The sequence below is a fragment of the Legionella bozemanae genome, assembly GCF_900450575.1.
In the GTDB taxonomy this organism is placed as follows: domain Bacteria; phylum Pseudomonadota; class Gammaproteobacteria; order Legionellales; family Legionellaceae; genus Legionella; species Legionella bozemanae.
In genome coordinates this window covers 2,423,818-2,440,196 of record NZ_UGGY01000001.1, presented here as the reverse complement: position 1 = coordinate 2,440,196, position 16,379 = coordinate 2,423,818, and the positions used below count along the sequence as shown (strand labels likewise).

Here is a 16,379-nt window from a genome sequence, read left to right as displayed (position 1 = left end):
CTCTGATGGAGCTTGCCTCAGCCGTTGTTCGCGGGTGTTGTTTTTAATGTTTGCAATTCCTGTGCCTCATCAAATAACATTTTTACGGGACGTGTCTTAGCGTATTCCTCTGCCTTTCCTACTAAAATACTTGCTATCTGGGTAGTGTCTTTTGCCTTTACAGCATCTTGCAAAGACTCAAACATTTCTTTATAGGTTTTAGAGAAAAAACATAATATCTTATGAAGGAAATTCTTTTCATGTTTCTGGATAAATCGATCCGTGGCATTAAGAAGAGCATCATTGGAATCACTATGTACCAGACCGCGTATTTTAGCTACATCTTTTTGGATTTCTTCTCCGAGTTCTCCAGCATCTGTTTGAGTTTTTCTTATTCCTTGAAGCAAAGCGTCGATTTTTTCTTCAGGTGATTTTTGATCTATTTGTTTATCCCCATGCGGAACGGTTTCTACTGCATGATCAAGCATCACCTTAAAGGGACCAAGTAAATCATCGGCCTTAATTCCTAGCGCTTCTAACTCTAATATCTTTGTATGAATCTTTTGCAGATGAAGGACATATTGTTCCTGAGCAAGTAAATGTCGTTGAAATGCATTAACATCAGAAAGTACGATATCAATAATACCTTCTTTTATACCTTTAGTTGATTTAATTTGTGACTGATGCGCTTTTAATGTTTGTATATCTTTTTTTTCTACTGTTTTTAGCTCGTTAAATTCACTTTGAATCTCAGCAACAAGCTTAGTAGGGTCTTTGTATGTTATTAAATTAACCTTTAATTTACTTAAAGCGAGAGTATTTTCCCGAGTAAGCATGCCTAGAGAGAAAAAATCACTTGGAGTACCACCTATAGCATTAGGAAAAAGAATGATAGAGAATCCTCCCGAAATTTTTTGGGAGAAATTGCCACGCTCTGCATTAAAAAATGCCTGCCAATGTTTTCTTTGATCTGGCTTTATTTCGAGATCATCCATGAGTTGGTTAAACTGTTCTTGAGTTTGATAATGCGCCCAAAATCTCTCTATTGGAGTTGCATTTCTAGGATGACTACTTAATAAGATCTGCCTCAATTGCATCATCCGTACAACTTTAGCTTCGTGTTCTTTTATTGACGCCAAGTTTACCTGAAATTGTTTGTATGCCTGTTTCTCGGGAGTTAATTGTTGTAAGGCACTACTGTGTGATGATTCACTGTTTTTTAACGAATCTCCATATGCTTGTGCTAATTGAGTAAACTGTTGTTTTATTTGCCCCTTCATTTCTTCCAAATCTTTCCCTGCACTTTTAGGAATCAGGGGATGGTCTAATTGAGTTTCAAAAAAACAGGCCATACAATAAAAAGCAAGCAAGACATTATGACTCATTTCTGGATCATCGATTTTATATGCCTTAGACCATTCGTTGAAACTTTTTATAACATCCATCACTAGCCTGAATTTAGGAGCGTTCATAAAACCAGTAAAACCATTGATAAATCCGTCACTTAGATGAGATAATAGTTCATTGATAGGTGCTTTTTCTGGATGATTTTCTGTCAGTTTTTCACCACGTACCGTTGCAGTTACTGCCAGAAAAAAAAGAAAGCGCAGCCTTTTCTTCAAAGGAAGTTGTTTTTTCAAATTTTCTTCAATGAATTTTAACTGATTCGCAAGAGGTTCTTTTTTAACATCGCTAATAAAAGGATTAAAGGTTGTTTCTATAGACTTCTTAAATTTATCTAATTTTACATTTTCCGTTTCTGGACTAAAACTTAAAAGTTTCTTTTCGGTTGAGTCTACAGATTCTTTTGAAAACATAATAGACCTAAAATAAATCACAGTGCTTAATTTATTATAACATGATTATATTAAGACAATATGAAATACAAACAGGTCACGAATTAAATAATAGTTATAAGAAATAAACTGGAAGTATGCCAAAATGGTGTTGCAAGCGTGCTTTTTCTAAAAAGAGGCTCATTTTTAAACTTAATTATGAACTGGAATTGTTACCCTGGATCCTCCATCTAAAGTTTTCTGTGCTTCTTCCTTTAGAGTCTTAAATTGATTTTTAATTTCTTTCTCACGAGCATGTTCATCGGATAGGCCTAGTATCTCTTTAATTTTATTAAAACTTTTTTCAGATGACTCCTCTGAGCTAACCTCTTTTGCTGTTGTAGCCTCTTTTAAGTCTTTGAACATTTTTTTATAGGCAGGAGAAAAAATTAATAATAGTTTATGGCCGAATGTATTTTCCTTAGAGTTAATAAATCCAGTCACCAATTCAATCATTGTTTTTTGTTTCGAATGTACAAGGATATTAATACTCCGTTGGATGCCTTCTACATTATCAATGGCTCTATCTATTGAGAGACTCAAGGTATTAATTTTTTGTGAGGTTGGTAAATCTGAAGGTATTTCAGTGTAGCTAATGGTTTTAACAACTTTATCTAGAAGAGCTTCGCACGTTTTTTCGAGTTCACTACAATCTACATGGTGTTTTATTTTGTTTATTTGAGCATAAATATTCTGAAGAGATTCAACTAAACGTTTTTGTGCGTGCAAATTTTTTTTAAGTAAATCGATATCACTATTTACCTGTACCAATGCTTTCGTTGAGGCCTGTCCTCCTCTATTTTTTTCAAATTGTTCCGTTATTGATTCAAGACTAACCTTTTTAAAACCTGATAAGACTTTTAAATTTTGTTCTATGTTCTCAAAAAGTTGAGACGGATTTTCTTCATCAGGAATTAATTTCTGTTGTTTAATTTCAGCGCGCATCACTTCGAGTCGTTGTATCACAGCTCCGCTTTTAGAACTAAGAGAGTCTACAGAAATTGTATTACTTGGAATTCCTCCCAACTGTTGAGGTATTCCCCAAGAGCCGGTCAAAAATACTGAAAAAAATTGTTGTCTAAAGGAGCCATGCTGGTAATTATAATACTCTTGCCATCCAGGTCTTTCACTTACTGGGATCTCGAGATCATTTAGGATCCCTGTAAATTTTTCTGGAGTATTATACTTCTCCCAGAATTGACTCAGTATCTCTGTTTCAGATAGTATCTCTTGCTTTTTCAGCAAGAGCTGTAATTCTTGTAATCGATTCAATTTATCTTTTGGAAAGCTGTCTCTTTTTTGTTGCATTGCTTCTTGTTATGTTTTTAATCTAATTATCTGCTCTTTGAATTGACGATATAAAGGGTCTTCGTCAGGTCCCAACACTTGCAAAGCGCTACTTATTCTGTTTCTGTTTTCTTCTTCCAACTTATTTTTTAAGTCATTAAATTTATTAGCAATCAAGCTTTTTATTGTTGCCATTTCATCTTTAAATTTTTTAGGTATTATGCGATAGCTTGATAGTTTTTCCTCAAGTGAACATGCAGCAGCATAAAGAGCTAATAAAACTTCGTGTTTGTTTTGCATGCCTTGATTGATGTCAAAATATTGTATCCACTCCTTCATTCCTTCTATAAGGTTATTAATTGCTTCTACATTAAGGTTTAATCCAAGTCCTATAGAACCAAATCCATGAACCCAACCGTTGCTTAATCCGGATAATAGTTTATTAATAGGTACAATTTCAGGATGATTTTCAGGAAGATTTTGTTTACGTTCTAATGCCAAAGCCGCTAAAGTAAAAACTAAGGTCCAAGTTCGTTTTTGGCTACTCTCATGCTCAATTTTAGCAGCCATATCTCCTGTTTTTTCTTTCATTTCCTTAGCGATATGCTCTAATTGTTGAGCAAGTGGCAATAATTTGCATTGTTCAATAAATCCAATGAGCGCATTTTTGATGCCTAGCTTGTGCAGATTGAAGGCAGGATCGGTTTTAGTTTGCCCGTTATACGAGGAGAGAATAATTACTGTTCTATCTAATAGAGCATCAGTGAGCATAATCAGGGCGTTAAAGTGACTATATTATAGATTACTCAACCTTAAGGATTATTATCTATCTTGGCAGTACTTAAGTTGAATTCTGATCTTTATAAATAAAACATATTGTTACGCCAAAATACTTGTTGTAAGCGCACTGAGCTGTTTTGTATCGGGATTATGTATACTTATTGCCGCTACAGCGGGTAAATTAAGGAAATGTTCTGCTTCTTCCCATTCAATTTCGGCAGGGAGCAATTTTAAATGTGGGAGGCATTTATTCAAAAGAGTGCAAAAGGCCAAATCAGCTGGAAATGGACGAACATGCACATAGCCTAGGCTCATTACTGCCATTGCTTCTGAAATCGTCGCAACTCCGGGTAAGTAATTCAGCGAGTAAACATTTGCTGTGTGGGCAATGGCGGGCAAATAACCAGGGCTGGTGGCAAAATGTACATTAGCCTGATAGCAATTTTCAAGTTGCTGTGTATCAATCACTCCGCCGGCACCGATTTTAAGCGAAGGATAACGAGTAATTGCCTGATTTAATAATTTTTGATCTGTTGAATTAATTTCAACTAAATCGAAACCGGCTGTTTTAATTTGCTCTAACCGTTCAAACAAAAAATTGTCTACATCCAAGGATATAATTACAGATTGATTGCCAAGTAACTTATCTAAGATCATAGCTAGTCCTATGGTGATGTATAGTGTCATCCTCTAAGTTTTATACATCGTTGCAAGCTGGAGCGGATGATGCTATATATTTTTTAGTAAACTTTGTTTCAAATGGGTTAAATTACAAAACTTAATGTTAGAAGAGTTGGCTTGTGTTGGCAAGTATATTAGTGATTCTTATTTGAAATAAATTAGGGATATTAATTAGTTTGAAAAAAGAAAATTACGGTGTTTAAAGTATGCACCGAGCATTCTATGGAATGCTCGGATAGGGGTGAATTGCTTGTTATCTAGGTGAGGATGGAGTGCTGACTTGTTCCTCTCGTTTTTCCACTGGACTCAATTCGGAAGTAACATTATTCTTATAGGAGTCTTCCCCAAATTTAGGCATATTTTTCAATAAATCGTTCATCGTTGTTGGGGGAACAGGTGCCATTTCTAACATACGTTTGATTTTTTCTTTTAATGTTTCCGGATTTTTATCCAATTCGTTTTGTTCGTCTTTTGATAAAGTTTTCTTCGCCTTATCTGTAACGTAGTCGTCCATTTTATCACGTGATTTTGGATCTTGTATTGTTTTGACTGTAGTAAATAGAGAGCCCCAAGTGATGGGTTTTTGTCCATTGTTTACAGTTTGGACGAATGCAGCAGCAGTTAAAATTTGTTGCGGTGACGGCATTGAAGGTGAAGTTCCTTTAGATTGCGTCGGCGTTGGAATGGATATTGCGTTCAAGCCAAAGTTATTACCTGACGTGATCGTGGATTGCGGGGGTTGCATAGACAAAGCAGGGTTTAAAGATTGTTCTGCCTTTGCACGAGCAGATTGCATTAAAGTAAGTTGGTTTTGTGCCATTAGTTTTTCAGCTTTGGCTTGAGTGCTGCGTGCGGTATTGAGATTCAGCTCTTCCTTCTCCACATCTTTAACTACATCTTTTACAATTTTGAGATCGTTTTTTTTATGTTGGAAGTCGTTCTTTGCCTGTTTTTTGTCACTATCACTCATAGTGTCTAAATCTTGACCTTCTTTTAAAAGGTAGTAATTCCCTTCCTTATCTTTCGCTATTTTTTGACCTTTAGAAAGAACAAAAGCAGCCTTGCCGTACGTAATGGCATTTCCCTCGGGATCCTTAACATTTCCCTCAGCATCAGCGAATACTTTTACTGTGAGATCTTTCTTTTTATTTTGGAAATCCCATTTGGCCTGAGCTATTTCCTCTGGCGTCATATTTTTTAATTCTTGCTCTTTTTTTAGAAGATAATAATTTCCATCTTTATCTTTCTCAATCTTTTGATCTTTTGAAAGAACAAATGCAGCATCTTCTTTAGTAATGTCATTTCCTGCAGAATCTTTAACATTTCCATTAATATCAGCATAGATTTTTTCAGGTTCTTTGTTTTGTCGTTTAGCGGCAAGGATGTCTTCCAAGCTAGCAATTTTTAGACCGACTGTATTGAGCTCATTTCCTAATCGATAAATATCTTCATCTTTTAGACCAGGCCGCATCATCTTATCTGAGATTAAATCGGCTTCTTTTTGGAGGGCTTTAATTTGTTTCTTAATTTGCTTTTCTGATTGTGCTTCAAACTGAGGTGCATTAAATTTATCTAAACCCTCATTGTATGTACTATATTTTTCAGTAAGCATTTTTCGTTCAGTTTTTAACTTTTCTTCATGCTGCTCAAGTGTTTTTATATCTTGCTGAAGTTTTTCTATAGCTTCAGTATAATTTTTAATGGCCTCTTTAGTCTCTGATTTTAGTTCAGTAGGTGGGCTTTTCAATGGAACTTGATCATTTTTTAAGACCTTATCCTGTTGCATTTGGATTAACTCATTTTGCGCTTTTTGGGCTTCAGCTTCCTCTGCGAGCAGCCACTGGAATAGAAAACCTCTTCTCCGCTCTTGCATCGTGATTTCTTCTTGTATTTGCAGTTGCCGCTCTTCTTCAATGGCTCTCTCAAGAGCTAACTCGGCGCCAATTTCATGGGTTACTGTTTCCCCAGCAGGCGATAATAAGAAAATCTTTATATCTTCTGGATTACGTAAGCCAAATTGGCTCAGATCGATTGTAGAAGGGTTAGGATCAGCTCCATCTCCAGGTGAGGAAAAACTAAGCTCACCACTGCCTACTTTTGCTTGTATGGCACTGTCAAGTTTTTCATTTATAAGGGCGAGTTCATCTGAGGTAAGATGTTCTGTTAGGTTTTCTTTTGCAATCGACATAGAGCTGTATCCTCTTACACCATATTATAATTATATACAACATTGTACAATAAATCATCAGAAGCATATAGCTTAGAATGGCACGTTAACTACTATAGCTGATTGTTTCTTTTTGAAAAGGAACTTTTGCATTACTTTTCGAACTTTTTACTGTAAATAAGGTTTGGTGATGAGAAATAGGGCTATGATTTTTTTCTAATGTATGTGATTCACTGTCATTATCCAGGAGAGTTTGTAGCAAACAGTGGCTGCTTGAATGTGGAATGAGTTCATAACGCCTGGGATCTTTAGCGTAATATTCCATATCATCTAAAGCCGTATGCAGTTTAAGATCATCTTTTGCAAATGCCCAATAATACAAATGACCGCGTTGACTTTCTATAAAGGATAATAAAATGTGTTTCATCGCGCTGGCTTGATTATCGATCCAGTTACAGAGTGTTGTAATTCCTTTTGCGCTAGCTGCAAATAAAATACCAAAAGAACTATCCCATACTTCACCGATGGTATATATAATACTGCCTAAAGCGTAGGCAAAAATGCGGCTTATAGGATCTAAAACAGTGAGTCCCACGCGGGTAGAGAAAGAAATAAAATCAAGAAAGGGTAAAACAAGAAGATTTTTTATTAATTGTAATAGCGGGATGCCTAGACCTCGAACACCATTAATACAAAGATTAAGGAATGGATTATTGGAAAAGTGTCCGAAGGGCCAGGTAAACCCATAAAGCGGTGATAATCTGAAATTGGTTATTAAATTGTCTGCTGGTGGTCTTGTTGAAAAGAAAAGTAATAATTCACCTATATCACTGATGTTACCAAAGAGTGCAAGTGTTTTAATGAGTAGATTCGTAATACCACGAAAGGGTACATGGATAAAAAGAGCGCTTACTTCGATAAGTGGGATGGTGAGTAGTGCCAAGGTAAAATCAGTGCAGGCTGATAAAATTTGTTTGCTGATGTTCTTGGCAAGTAATCCACTTTTTTGCCAACCCCTGATAAACCCATCGTTAAATCCGTAATAATATCCTTCAATAAAAGGAGCAATGCACAGCTTCCCCAGGGTTACAAAGCTTTTACATAACCATTTACACGTCCCAAGAAACCAATCGTCACCTGGGTGCATAATGGTATCATAAATAGCTGCGCCCCCTTTTCCACCTAAAGCGGCATAATTGGTATAGGGAAAATCCCCCATTTCACGTCCCAATGATGGAATGACTTTAGTTAAGCCGTACCCTAAACCAAGCGCTAATGAAGCAATAATGGCAATTTCTGCAGGATCTTCTTTAAGGATATTGAATGCTTCAACAAAAAACTTATCCAGATTTCCTGCTGCTTGCACACCTTGCCAATAGGTCATCGATGCAGAAATCGCTTCAGAGAGGGTTCCATGGCTCATCCAATGAGCTAATTTTTGTGTCGGTTCAATGCCTGCAATTAAACCGTGTAATTGTAATTTAGTTAAAATGGATTTAAGGAACTCGGGGGCAAGTACTGCACCACCACCGTAAGCATAAGCGGCCAGTGCTAGAGTACCGATCAAGGGATTTTGTTCGCTTACATCAATAAAAAAACTGGCAATATGACGTATTATTCCCAAGATGCGATGAAATGGATTGTCATAAGCTGGCGGGCTTGGAGGATGATTGGGGCGAGCAATGACATAAGGACTGTTGCTAATTTGTTCTTTAATGAATTCTTCCAGGGTTTGTCCGTTAGCTAAAAGTCCTTTATTTTCCAAAGCCAATATCAGCGAGTTTCTTACTTTAGTGTAGTGCTTGTGTTTTTCTTTAAAATCGTCCTGTTTTGGAATATGGGTGTCATGTATATGGTTGAAAAAATCATGATGCACATTATGGATAATAAAGTGATGCATGCTTTTGTAGAATTTATGGAAAAATCTGGGAATACGTGAAATAAACGCATTAAGTCTAAGGCTAACACGCTCTGGCAAGTAGAGGTGACGTTTGCTGATTTGTCCTAAAGTATATAAATCCTGTCCTTCGGGTAAAGGATAGAAGAGCTCATCGTGAACAAAATAGCGTAATTGTACTATTTTGTTTTCCTGTCTTATCAGGATGAGTTGCTCATTAGTGCTAATTATCCAACTACCGGTGGGTAGTTTGCTGATCCTCTTTTTCGCTTTTTTTCTGTTATTTTCAAATATTGGTTCTTTGGAGCTATTTATAAGGCTCGCGATCAAGGTTTTTAAATCTGGATAACCTTTTTGTGGAAATCCTTGCAGCCTGTAATAGGGGGTTATTTGGGTAATCGTGAGCCCATCTAAACGCGGCAGTACTTCTGTTTTATGTTCTGGCTTGGTATCTATTGCAAGATAATTAATCCAATCATAGCCATCACGCCATAGCTTGTTAAAAAAAGCTGCAAGCTGTGCGAATCGATTTGCTGGCACATTGCTCAAATTCGCGGCGGAAGGGAGTTTGTAATAGTTACAAATAACTCTTAAGGCATCATCCAAATCTTTGCTGTTATGCCCTATGTGAAGTTCACTATCCCACACGAGGCAGGGTTGGGGTGCTTCATGGTTCTTGACGGTGCGACTAAAATCCATTTGATCTTGCCGTGACACAGGGTAGACACGGTTAAAAGCATAATGTTGTGCTGTTTTATGGGCTTCATAAAGAATATTTCCTAGAGAACCTTCAGATACAAGCGGAGAAGCTGCTAGCAAGCGATTCTGATCAGAATAGTGTCCTAAGATTTCAATCACTTCTTTTCTTAATGCTTCATGTCCTTCATGATCTTGGCTGGTTAATTGACGCTCTTTTTTTAACAGTTTTTTTAATGAATCAAGGCATTCATTAGTAATTTGCAATTTTTGTTCTTGTGTCGGAGTCAGTGGCTGTTTGTAACTCGTTGAACGTATTCTGTAGCGATGAACTTTACTTATGATATTCGCTACCAATGAAGAAGGGCGTTCTCCTGGCAGGAGTTGAATGAGAGCCGCCTGATGAGTAAATAACATGAGCTGTACGGTTTTTTTATCATGGTTGGCGATTAAGCGCAGCCTGTCGCCTCCCGGAAGGAGATATTCCATATCATAATGACCATACAGTACCGTCCCTGCTTCATAGCTGAATGGGCTTCCTGTTATAGTAGGTAATGCTTGATGACTGAAAGGTGTAATAGTTAAGGGAACGATAATTTGTGTGTGACCGTTCGTCGTTACAAAATAAGACATAGGAACCATCCTTTGTTCACATACTGCACAGGATACTTGGTTTTTTAGTGAAATATCAAGTAGGAACAGATACAAACCTAGAAATTTTATAGCGTCACTGATAAAATGTTTTAAAAATAAACAGGAATCTATTTTAATGACTAGTTATTGTGGTTATATTGCTTTAGTTGGTAGACCTAATGTAGGTAAATCAACCCTCCTTAATTGTATTTTGCAGCAAAAAGTGAGCATAACCTCCAGAAAGCCACAAACAACCCGACACAGTATTTTAGGGATACGTACTGAAGGTGAGTACCAATTTGTTTATGTAGACACACCCGGGATTCACCAAGGAAATAAAAAAGCAATGAACCGCATGATGAATAAAACTGCGATTAGTGTATTGCGCGATGTTGATGTGATTGCTTTTTTGGTTGATGGGACTCATTGGGAAGAAGAGGATGAGTACGTTTTGAATTTAGTAAAACAAGCCAAAGTGCCGAGTATTTTGGTAATCAATAAAGTGGATAAAATTGATGATAAAGCTCAGTTGTTACCTTGGATAGAGCAAATAAGTCAAGAGCATGAATTTAATGCGATTATTCCTATATCGGCAAAAACAGGGGTGCAGGTCGATGAATTGCAAGAAAAATTACAGAATTATTTGCCTGAGGGACCTCATTTATTTCCAGATGATCAATTGACCGATCGGCCCATAAAATTTTTATGTGCGGAATTATTGCGTGAAAAAATTTTCCGCTTTTGCGGACAAGAATTACCTTATTCTGTTACTGTAGATATTGAGTCATTTAAAGATGAAGGCACGCTTGTGCGTATTCATGCATTGATTTTTGTGGATAAAGACAATCATAAGCGAATGATTATTGGTGATAAAGGACAAAAATTAAAGGAAATGGCAACAACTGCACGGATAGACATGGAAAAACTTTTAGGTAAGAAAGTATTCTTGCAATGCTGGTGTAAGGTAAAATCCGGCTGGTCAGATGACGAGCGTATATTAAAACAATTAGGCTATGATTAGGACAATAGAGGCTTGGGTTTTACACAAGCAATGGTCTGGAGATACGAGTGCTCGCGTCAGTTTTTTTACGCGTGAGTTAGGTGTGGTTCAATGTCTTTCCAGAGGCGGCCGTACACCTAAAAAGCAAGCTCTTTTACAACCTTTTACTCCTTTGTGGGTAAATCTTGCTGAACGTCATGAGCGATATTATACGCAATCTATTGAAAGTATTGTGCCCACGCTTCAACTTACAGGCGGCTCACTTTTTGCAGGTTTATATGTAAATGAAATTCTTTATTATGCACTAAGCCCCAATTATCTCGACACGGCATTATTCGATGCTTATTTGTTTACTTTAAATAATCTCGCATCAGCAAAAGAGAGATTAGTGATAGAAGCATTGTTAAGGCGTTTTGAGTGGACTTTATTGCATGCATGCGGCTATTCCTTTTCATTGACACACGAAGCAAGAACAGCAAATCTGATTGTTGCAGACTTACGTTATCAATTTGTTGCAGGTGAAGGATTTATTATACATAGCAGGGGAATTCCTGGGGCACATATTCTTGCTTTGGCACAAGATAATTTAAATGAAGCCTCTTACCTTAAATCAGCAAAAATAATTATGCGTCAAGCAATTGATCATCTTCTAGGTGGTCGTGAGATTAAGACAAGGGCTTTATATTGTGCAGAAATAAAATAGGTTTGTTAACAATTCTACCATTTTGGCTCAATTTAGCGAATTGGTAACAGACCCTAAATAGTTTTAAGGGTCGAGTCTACAATATTAAATGGTGTGCTGCACTGAACACGTATAACGCATATATATGTTTTCAAGCAACTTGAGTTTAGGCCATGATGGACTTTATACTCTTTATTTTATTGTAAGGTGTAAAATGAATAAGCCAATACTATTGGGTGTTAATATTGATCATATAGCTACCGTACGCCAGGCAAGAGGAACTCGTTATCCTGATCCTGTTCAGGCTGCAATGGATGCGGAAGAGGCAGGAGCTGACGGTATTACTTTGCATATGAGAGAAGATTTACGACATATCCAGGCTCGTGATGTCCGTTTGATGAAACAAGTACTACAAACGCGAATGAATCTTGAATTAGCAGTGACCGATGCAATGCTGGATTTTGCAGAAGAAATAGCACCCGAGCATACTTGTTTAGTTCCAGAAAAACGCGAAGAATTAACTACTGAAGGCGGACTGGATGTGATCACACACCAGAAGTCGGTAGAGCATGCGGTAAGGCGTTTGCAGACTATGGGTAGTGAGGTTTCTTTATTTATTGATCCAGATCATGAGCAGATTAAAGCTGCAGCAGATATTGGCGCCCCTGTAATTGAATTGCACACAGGGTGTTATGCTGATGCTGTCAATGTGGAACAGCAACAACATGAATTGGCACGAATAAAGCATGCCGCTGAATATGCAGCGAGTTTAAATTTGATTGTCAATGCAGGCCATGGCCTTAATTACCATAATGTATACTCTATAGCGTCTATAAAAGAATTACATGAACTTAACATAGGCCATGCGATTATTGCCCGAGCTTTATTTTGTGGTATGAAAGAGGCAGTAAGACACATGCGCCAACTAATGCAGGAAGCAAGACTTTATGTCAACATCTGACGTGATTGTTATTCGTATTACTGGAGACTCAGGAGACGGCGTTCAATTGGTGGGCGAGCAACTCACCATTAGCGCGGCACTTACTGGTCGTGATGTACGTACTTTACCAGATTTTCCTGCCGAAATTCGGGCTCCTGCGGGCACTGTGGCTGGGGTTTCCGGTTTTCAATTGGCGATGGCTGAACATGCTATTTTTACGGCAGGTGAATCGTTGGATGTATTGGTTGCTTTAAATCCAGCGGCATTAAAAAACTCCTTACAACATCTAAATCAAGGCGGTTTGTTAATTATTAATGAAGACAGTTATCAGGAGAAAGATTGGCAAAAGGCAGGAATGGATAAGTGCTTTCTCGATAATTGTGCTGAGCATTACCAAATTGTTTCATTTCCTTTAATTACCCAAACATTGCAGGCAGTATCTTCGCTTGAATTGACTAAACCACAAGCTACCAAGACTAAAAACTTTTATGTTTTGGGTTTAGTACTCTGGTTATTTGATTTGCCAACGGCAGCATGTGAAGCGTTCATTGCTAAAAAATTCAAAACGAATGCTGTTGTTGCCAAAGCCAATCAATTGGCATTATTAGCTGGATACAATTATGCCATGACTTTAGAGTTAACGCGCCGTGACTATATGTTAGGCGAGGTTAATCGGGATGTAGGGGAATATCGACAAATTACAGGTGTAGAAGCAGTAGGTTTAGCACTAGCTACATTGGCTACTTCGCTACAAATACCTATGTTGGTTTCGGGTTATCCGATTACTCCTTCTTCAGCGATACTGCATGAATGTGCGCGATTATCTGATTTTGGGGTACAATTACTCCAAGCAGAAGATGAAATTGCTGCAATTTGTGCTTGCATTGGAGCTGCATACGGAGGAAGACTGGCTTTAACTACAACTTCGGGACCGGGGCTGGATCTAAAAAGTGAAAGTCTTGGTCTGGCTGTAGTAGCTGAACTCCCTTTAGTCTTACTTGATGTTCAACGCGCAGGAGCTTCCACAGGATTACCAACGAAAACAAGCCAAAGTGATTTACGTCAGGCGCTTTATGGACGCCATGGCGAAGCACCATTGCCTGTATTAGCAGCACAATCTGCTGCAGATTGCTTTAATACGGTTTTAGAAGCATTTTATTTGGCTGTTAAATATATGACCCCGGTGATTGTTTTGCTGGATGCTTATCTAGCAAATGCTGCTGAACCTTGGAAGATACCTGATGTAAGCTCTTTAAAACTGCCTCAAATTGAATTTAACCGTTTTCCAAAACCATTCACTCGTGACGAGTTTTTAAGTCGAAGCTGGAATAGACCAGGTACTCCAGGGTATATTCATCAATTAGGAGGCTTAGAAAAACAAGGCGAAGACGGCCGTGTAAGCTATGATGCTGAAAATCATCAAAAAATGGTTCACTTACGCCAGCAAAAAATCGATGGAATTGCACGAGAATATGGACCTTTAGTAATTGAAGGCGATGTTAATACGTCAATCATTTTAATGGGTTGGGGAAGTACTTATGGCAGCTTAAAATCAGCAGTTTCGCAATGCTTGGAGCAAGGATTAGCAATTGCTTATGTGCATTTACGTCATTTACATCCTTTACCAAATGATTTAGGTGATATTTTAAAAAAATACGATAGAGTATTGGTTGCTGAGTTAAATTCAGGACAATTATGCCAAATTATCCGTGCCACCTATTTGGTTGATGCACAGGTGGTTGGCCAATCAAATGGTCAGCCTTTTACTGTCAGTCATCTGATGAATACTATAAAAGCGGAAGCCAATTATGAACAACAATTATAAGCGCGAAGATTTTGCCAATGCTAATGAAGTTCGTTGGTGCCCTGGTTGTGGTGATTATGCCATTTTGATGGCGTTACAAAAAATGCTGCCTGATTTGGGGCTACCACCAGAACAGCATGTTTTTATTTCCGGAATAGGTTGTGCTGGACGGCTGCCTTATTATATGAATACTTATGGTTTTCATACCATTCATGGTCGAGCTACTGCAGTTGCAACAGGATTAAAAGCGCTTCGCGAGGATCTATGTGTTTGGGTAATTACCGGAGATGGCGATGCTTTAAGCATTGGCGGCAATCATCTGATTCATATTTTACGTCGTAATGTAAATGTTAATATTTTGTTATTTAATAATCAGGTCTATGGCTTAACTAAAGGACAATTCTCACCAACATCACAAAAAGGTCAAGTGACAAAAACATCTCCTAAGGGAGTAGCTAATGAACCTGTGAACCCACTTACTTTAGCTCTAGCTGCGGGCGCTAGCTTTGTAGCTCGGGCTGTAGACAAAGATCCCCTTCATTTGGGAACTATATTAAAGAAAGCACAAGAGCATCAGGGCTGTTCTTTTGTAGAAATTTATCAGGATTGTAATATTTTTAATCATGGTGCTTTTGATGAGTTTGCGCTTAAAAGTAATCGGGCTGAGAATACTGTGATATTGGAAGAAGGCCAACCTTTACTCTATGGTTCGCAAAAAGAGAAAGCATTGCACATAAAAGAAGGGCAATTCGCCAGTGTTTCAGCAGAGGAAAAAGGTATTTATCATCATAGCCCAAGTGATTTTGTTGCTGCGATGCGCCTTGCCTCTCTATCTTTTCCTGCATACCCAGTGCCTTTGGGCGTTTATTATCAAAAAACTCGGGACTTGTTTGCTTTGCCACAAGAGGTAAAAAAAACCGTAAATGACTTACCTGAACTATTCAAGGCAAAAGCCACTTGGCAACAAAGTTAAGCTTTGTAGCTCGTAGCCTGGGTGGAGCGAAGCGCAACCCGGGTTTTCCTTGCCGCTGATTTCCCGGGTTACGGCTTGCGCCTTCACCCAGGCTCCCTTTTTAAACCAATATCATAAAAAGTTTATTTTAATAACAGCCAACACTCTGTAAGCAGCTCTGTCTCAGCTACTTCATGATCAAAGTTGTAATAGCAAAAATACAGGGTAAATCACCCAGTTGTTCGCCTGAATTAGGCAACCAATCACGATATAAACCATAGACTGTGTCTCCAATGCTATCACGTGAGCCTTTATGCACTGTTACAGCATAACGTCCTGCAGGTAGGTGTTTTTCAATGATACTACCTTCGAGTTTTATTTGTTCTGGTACGGTAATCCCTAAGTCAAAACGAAAATCTACAGGGTCAGTTGTTTTTGGATCGTCATAAGCAAAGCCAAAAGCTTCCCCTGCTTTCGGTTTTAAGTTCATTGATTGAGACTTTGCCCAATGAATTAACTTATTGACACTGTCACCTAATTTTTCAGGTGCACCTCGATGTTCAAATACCGCCAAACGTCTGGCTGGTATATCTTTTATCAATACATTCATGATGATGTTACCTTGTTTTGGCAAATAATACGGTGGGTTTTCCCAAAAACTCCAATTTGAGTGCACTCTAAATTCACTTGGATTCATACCACAAGCTTGTTTAAATACACGAGTAAAAGCCTCATGGGATTCAAATCCCGCATTTATTGCAATTTCGATAATGGTTTTATCTTTATCAACAACTAACTGATGGGCCGCTCGTTTTAAACGAAGCCAACGAATATATTGTTGTAGCGATAGTCCTGTATAAGCAGTAAATAAACGATGAAAATGGTATTTTGAAAAGCAGGCAATAGTACTTAATTGAGTTAAATCAAGCTTTTCATCAAGATGTTTGCCAATAAACTCAATTACTTTTTCTAATTGGTACTTATAATTCATGCTTTCCTCAAGGCCATCAACTTATTTACACAAAACCATATTATCGTATTTATGG

General features: G+C 37.8%; 12 protein-coding genes. 5 read left to right on the top strand and 7 right to left on the bottom strand.

Annotation, left to right across the window (positions count from 1 at the left end; genetic code table 11):
- Positions 1-17: 17 nt before the first annotated feature.
- The 6 genes from DY223_RS10635 to DY223_RS10610 form a co-directional block, all read right to left on the bottom strand.
- Positions 18-1,796, bottom strand: a complete 1,779-nt coding sequence (locus tag DY223_RS10635) for a hypothetical protein (RefSeq protein ID WP_058458138.1) — start codon at positions 1,794-1,796, stop codon at positions 18-20.
- A 171-nt stretch (positions 1,797-1,967) separates the two neighbouring features.
- Positions 1,968-3,122 carry a hypothetical protein gene (locus tag DY223_RS10630; protein WP_058458137.1) on the bottom strand — a complete coding sequence of 385 codons (1,155 nt, stop codon included), beginning with the start codon at positions 3,120-3,122 and terminating at the stop codon, positions 1,968-1,970.
- Between the two features lie 9 nt (positions 3,123-3,131).
- Positions 3,132-3,872: a hypothetical protein gene (locus DY223_RS10625; protein ID WP_058458136.1), complete on the bottom strand. Its 741-nt coding sequence runs from the start codon at positions 3,870-3,872 to the stop codon at positions 3,132-3,134.
- Positions 3,873-3,980: 108 nt separating this feature from the next.
- Positions 3,981-4,538 carry a beta/alpha barrel domain-containing protein gene (locus DY223_RS10620; protein WP_058458135.1) on the bottom strand — a complete coding sequence of 186 codons (558 nt, stop codon included), beginning with the start codon at positions 4,536-4,538 and terminating at the stop codon, positions 3,981-3,983.
- Positions 4,539-4,815: 277 nt separating this feature from the next.
- Entirely contained in the window at positions 4,816-6,750 is a 1,935-nt protein-coding gene (locus DY223_RS10615) for a hypothetical protein (RefSeq protein ID WP_058458134.1), read from the bottom strand.
- A gap of 85 nt (positions 6,751-6,835) precedes the next feature.
- Positions 6,836-9,955 carry a hypothetical protein gene (locus tag DY223_RS10610; protein ID WP_058458133.1) on the bottom strand — a complete coding sequence of 1,040 codons (3,120 nt, stop codon included), beginning with the start codon at positions 9,953-9,955 and terminating at the stop codon, positions 6,836-6,838.
- Between the two features lie 136 nt (positions 9,956-10,091).
- Between DY223_RS10610 and era the strand changes: the two genes are divergently transcribed.
- The 5 genes from era (at position 10,092) to DY223_RS10585 (ending at position 15,354) form a co-directional block, all read left to right on the top strand.
- Positions 10,092-10,976, top strand: coding sequence for a GTPase Era (gene era / locus DY223_RS10605; RefSeq protein ID WP_058458132.1), 885 nt, complete (start codon positions 10,092-10,094; stop codon positions 10,974-10,976).
- Positions 10,969-11,658, top strand: coding sequence for a DNA repair protein RecO (gene recO / locus DY223_RS10600; RefSeq protein ID WP_058458131.1), 690 nt, complete (start codon positions 10,969-10,971; stop codon positions 11,656-11,658). The genes era and recO overlap by 8 nt, the downstream gene beginning before the upstream one ends.
- Positions 11,659-11,851: 193 nt before the next feature.
- Positions 11,852-12,598, top strand: coding sequence for a pyridoxine 5'-phosphate synthase (gene pdxJ, locus DY223_RS10595; RefSeq protein WP_058458130.1), 747 nt, complete (start codon positions 11,852-11,854; stop codon positions 12,596-12,598).
- Complete coding sequence (locus DY223_RS10590; RefSeq protein ID WP_058458129.1) at positions 12,585-14,402, top strand: 2-oxoacid:acceptor oxidoreductase subunit alpha; 1,818 nt, start codon at positions 12,585-12,587, stop codon at positions 14,400-14,402. Before pdxJ ends, DY223_RS10590 begins: the two co-directional genes overlap by 14 nt.
- Positions 14,386-15,354, top strand: a complete 969-nt coding sequence (locus DY223_RS10585; protein WP_058458128.1) for a 2-oxoacid:ferredoxin oxidoreductase subunit beta — start codon at positions 14,386-14,388, stop codon at positions 15,352-15,354. The genes DY223_RS10590 and DY223_RS10585 overlap by 17 nt, the downstream gene beginning before the upstream one ends.
- 166 nt (positions 15,355-15,520) lie before the next feature.
- On the opposite strand, the gene DY223_RS10580 is transcribed toward DY223_RS10585, so the two are convergent.
- Positions 15,521-16,324, bottom strand: a complete 804-nt coding sequence (locus DY223_RS10580; protein ID WP_235810460.1) for an AraC family transcriptional regulator — start codon at positions 16,322-16,324, stop codon at positions 15,521-15,523.
- Positions 16,325-16,379 lie beyond the last annotated feature (55 nt).

Excerpts from the sequence above, each read along its gene's own strand:
- DY223_RS10625 (WP_058458136.1), bottom strand. The coding sequence starts at position 3,872 with ATGCTCACTGATGCTCTATTAGATAGAACAGTAATTATTCTCTCCTCG.
- DY223_RS10585 (WP_058458128.1), top strand. The coding sequence starts at position 14,386 with ATGAACAACAATTATAAGCGCGAAGATTTTGCCAATGCTAATGAAGTT.
- DY223_RS10615 (WP_058458134.1), bottom strand. The coding sequence starts at position 6,750 with ATGTCGATTGCAAAAGAAAACCTAACAGAACATCTTACCTCAGATGAA.
- pdxJ (WP_058458130.1), top strand. The coding sequence starts at position 11,852 with ATGAATAAGCCAATACTATTGGGTGTTAATATTGATCATATAGCTACC.
- DY223_RS10610 (WP_058458133.1), bottom strand. The coding sequence starts at position 9,955 with ATGTCTTATTTTGTAACGACGAACGGTCACACACAAATTATCGTTCCC.
- recO (WP_058458131.1), top strand. The coding sequence starts at position 10,969 with ATGATTAGGACAATAGAGGCTTGGGTTTTACACAAGCAATGGTCTGGA.
- DY223_RS10620 (WP_058458135.1), bottom strand. The coding sequence starts at position 4,538 with ATGATCTTAGATAAGTTACTTGGCAATCAATCTGTAATTATATCCTTG.
- DY223_RS10630 (WP_058458137.1), bottom strand. The coding sequence starts at position 3,122 with ATGCAACAAAAAAGAGACAGCTTTCCAAAAGATAAATTGAATCGATTA.
- DY223_RS10590 (WP_058458129.1), top strand. The coding sequence starts at position 12,585 with ATGTCAACATCTGACGTGATTGTTATTCGTATTACTGGAGACTCAGGA.
- DY223_RS10580 (WP_235810460.1), bottom strand. The coding sequence starts at position 16,324 with ATGAATTATAAGTACCAATTAGAAAAAGTAATTGAGTTTATTGGCAAA.
- era (WP_058458132.1), top strand. The coding sequence starts at position 10,092 with ATGACTAGTTATTGTGGTTATATTGCTTTAGTTGGTAGACCTAATGTA.
- DY223_RS10635 (WP_058458138.1), bottom strand. The coding sequence starts at position 1,796 with ATGTTTTCAAAAGAATCTGTAGACTCAACCGAAAAGAAACTTTTAAGT.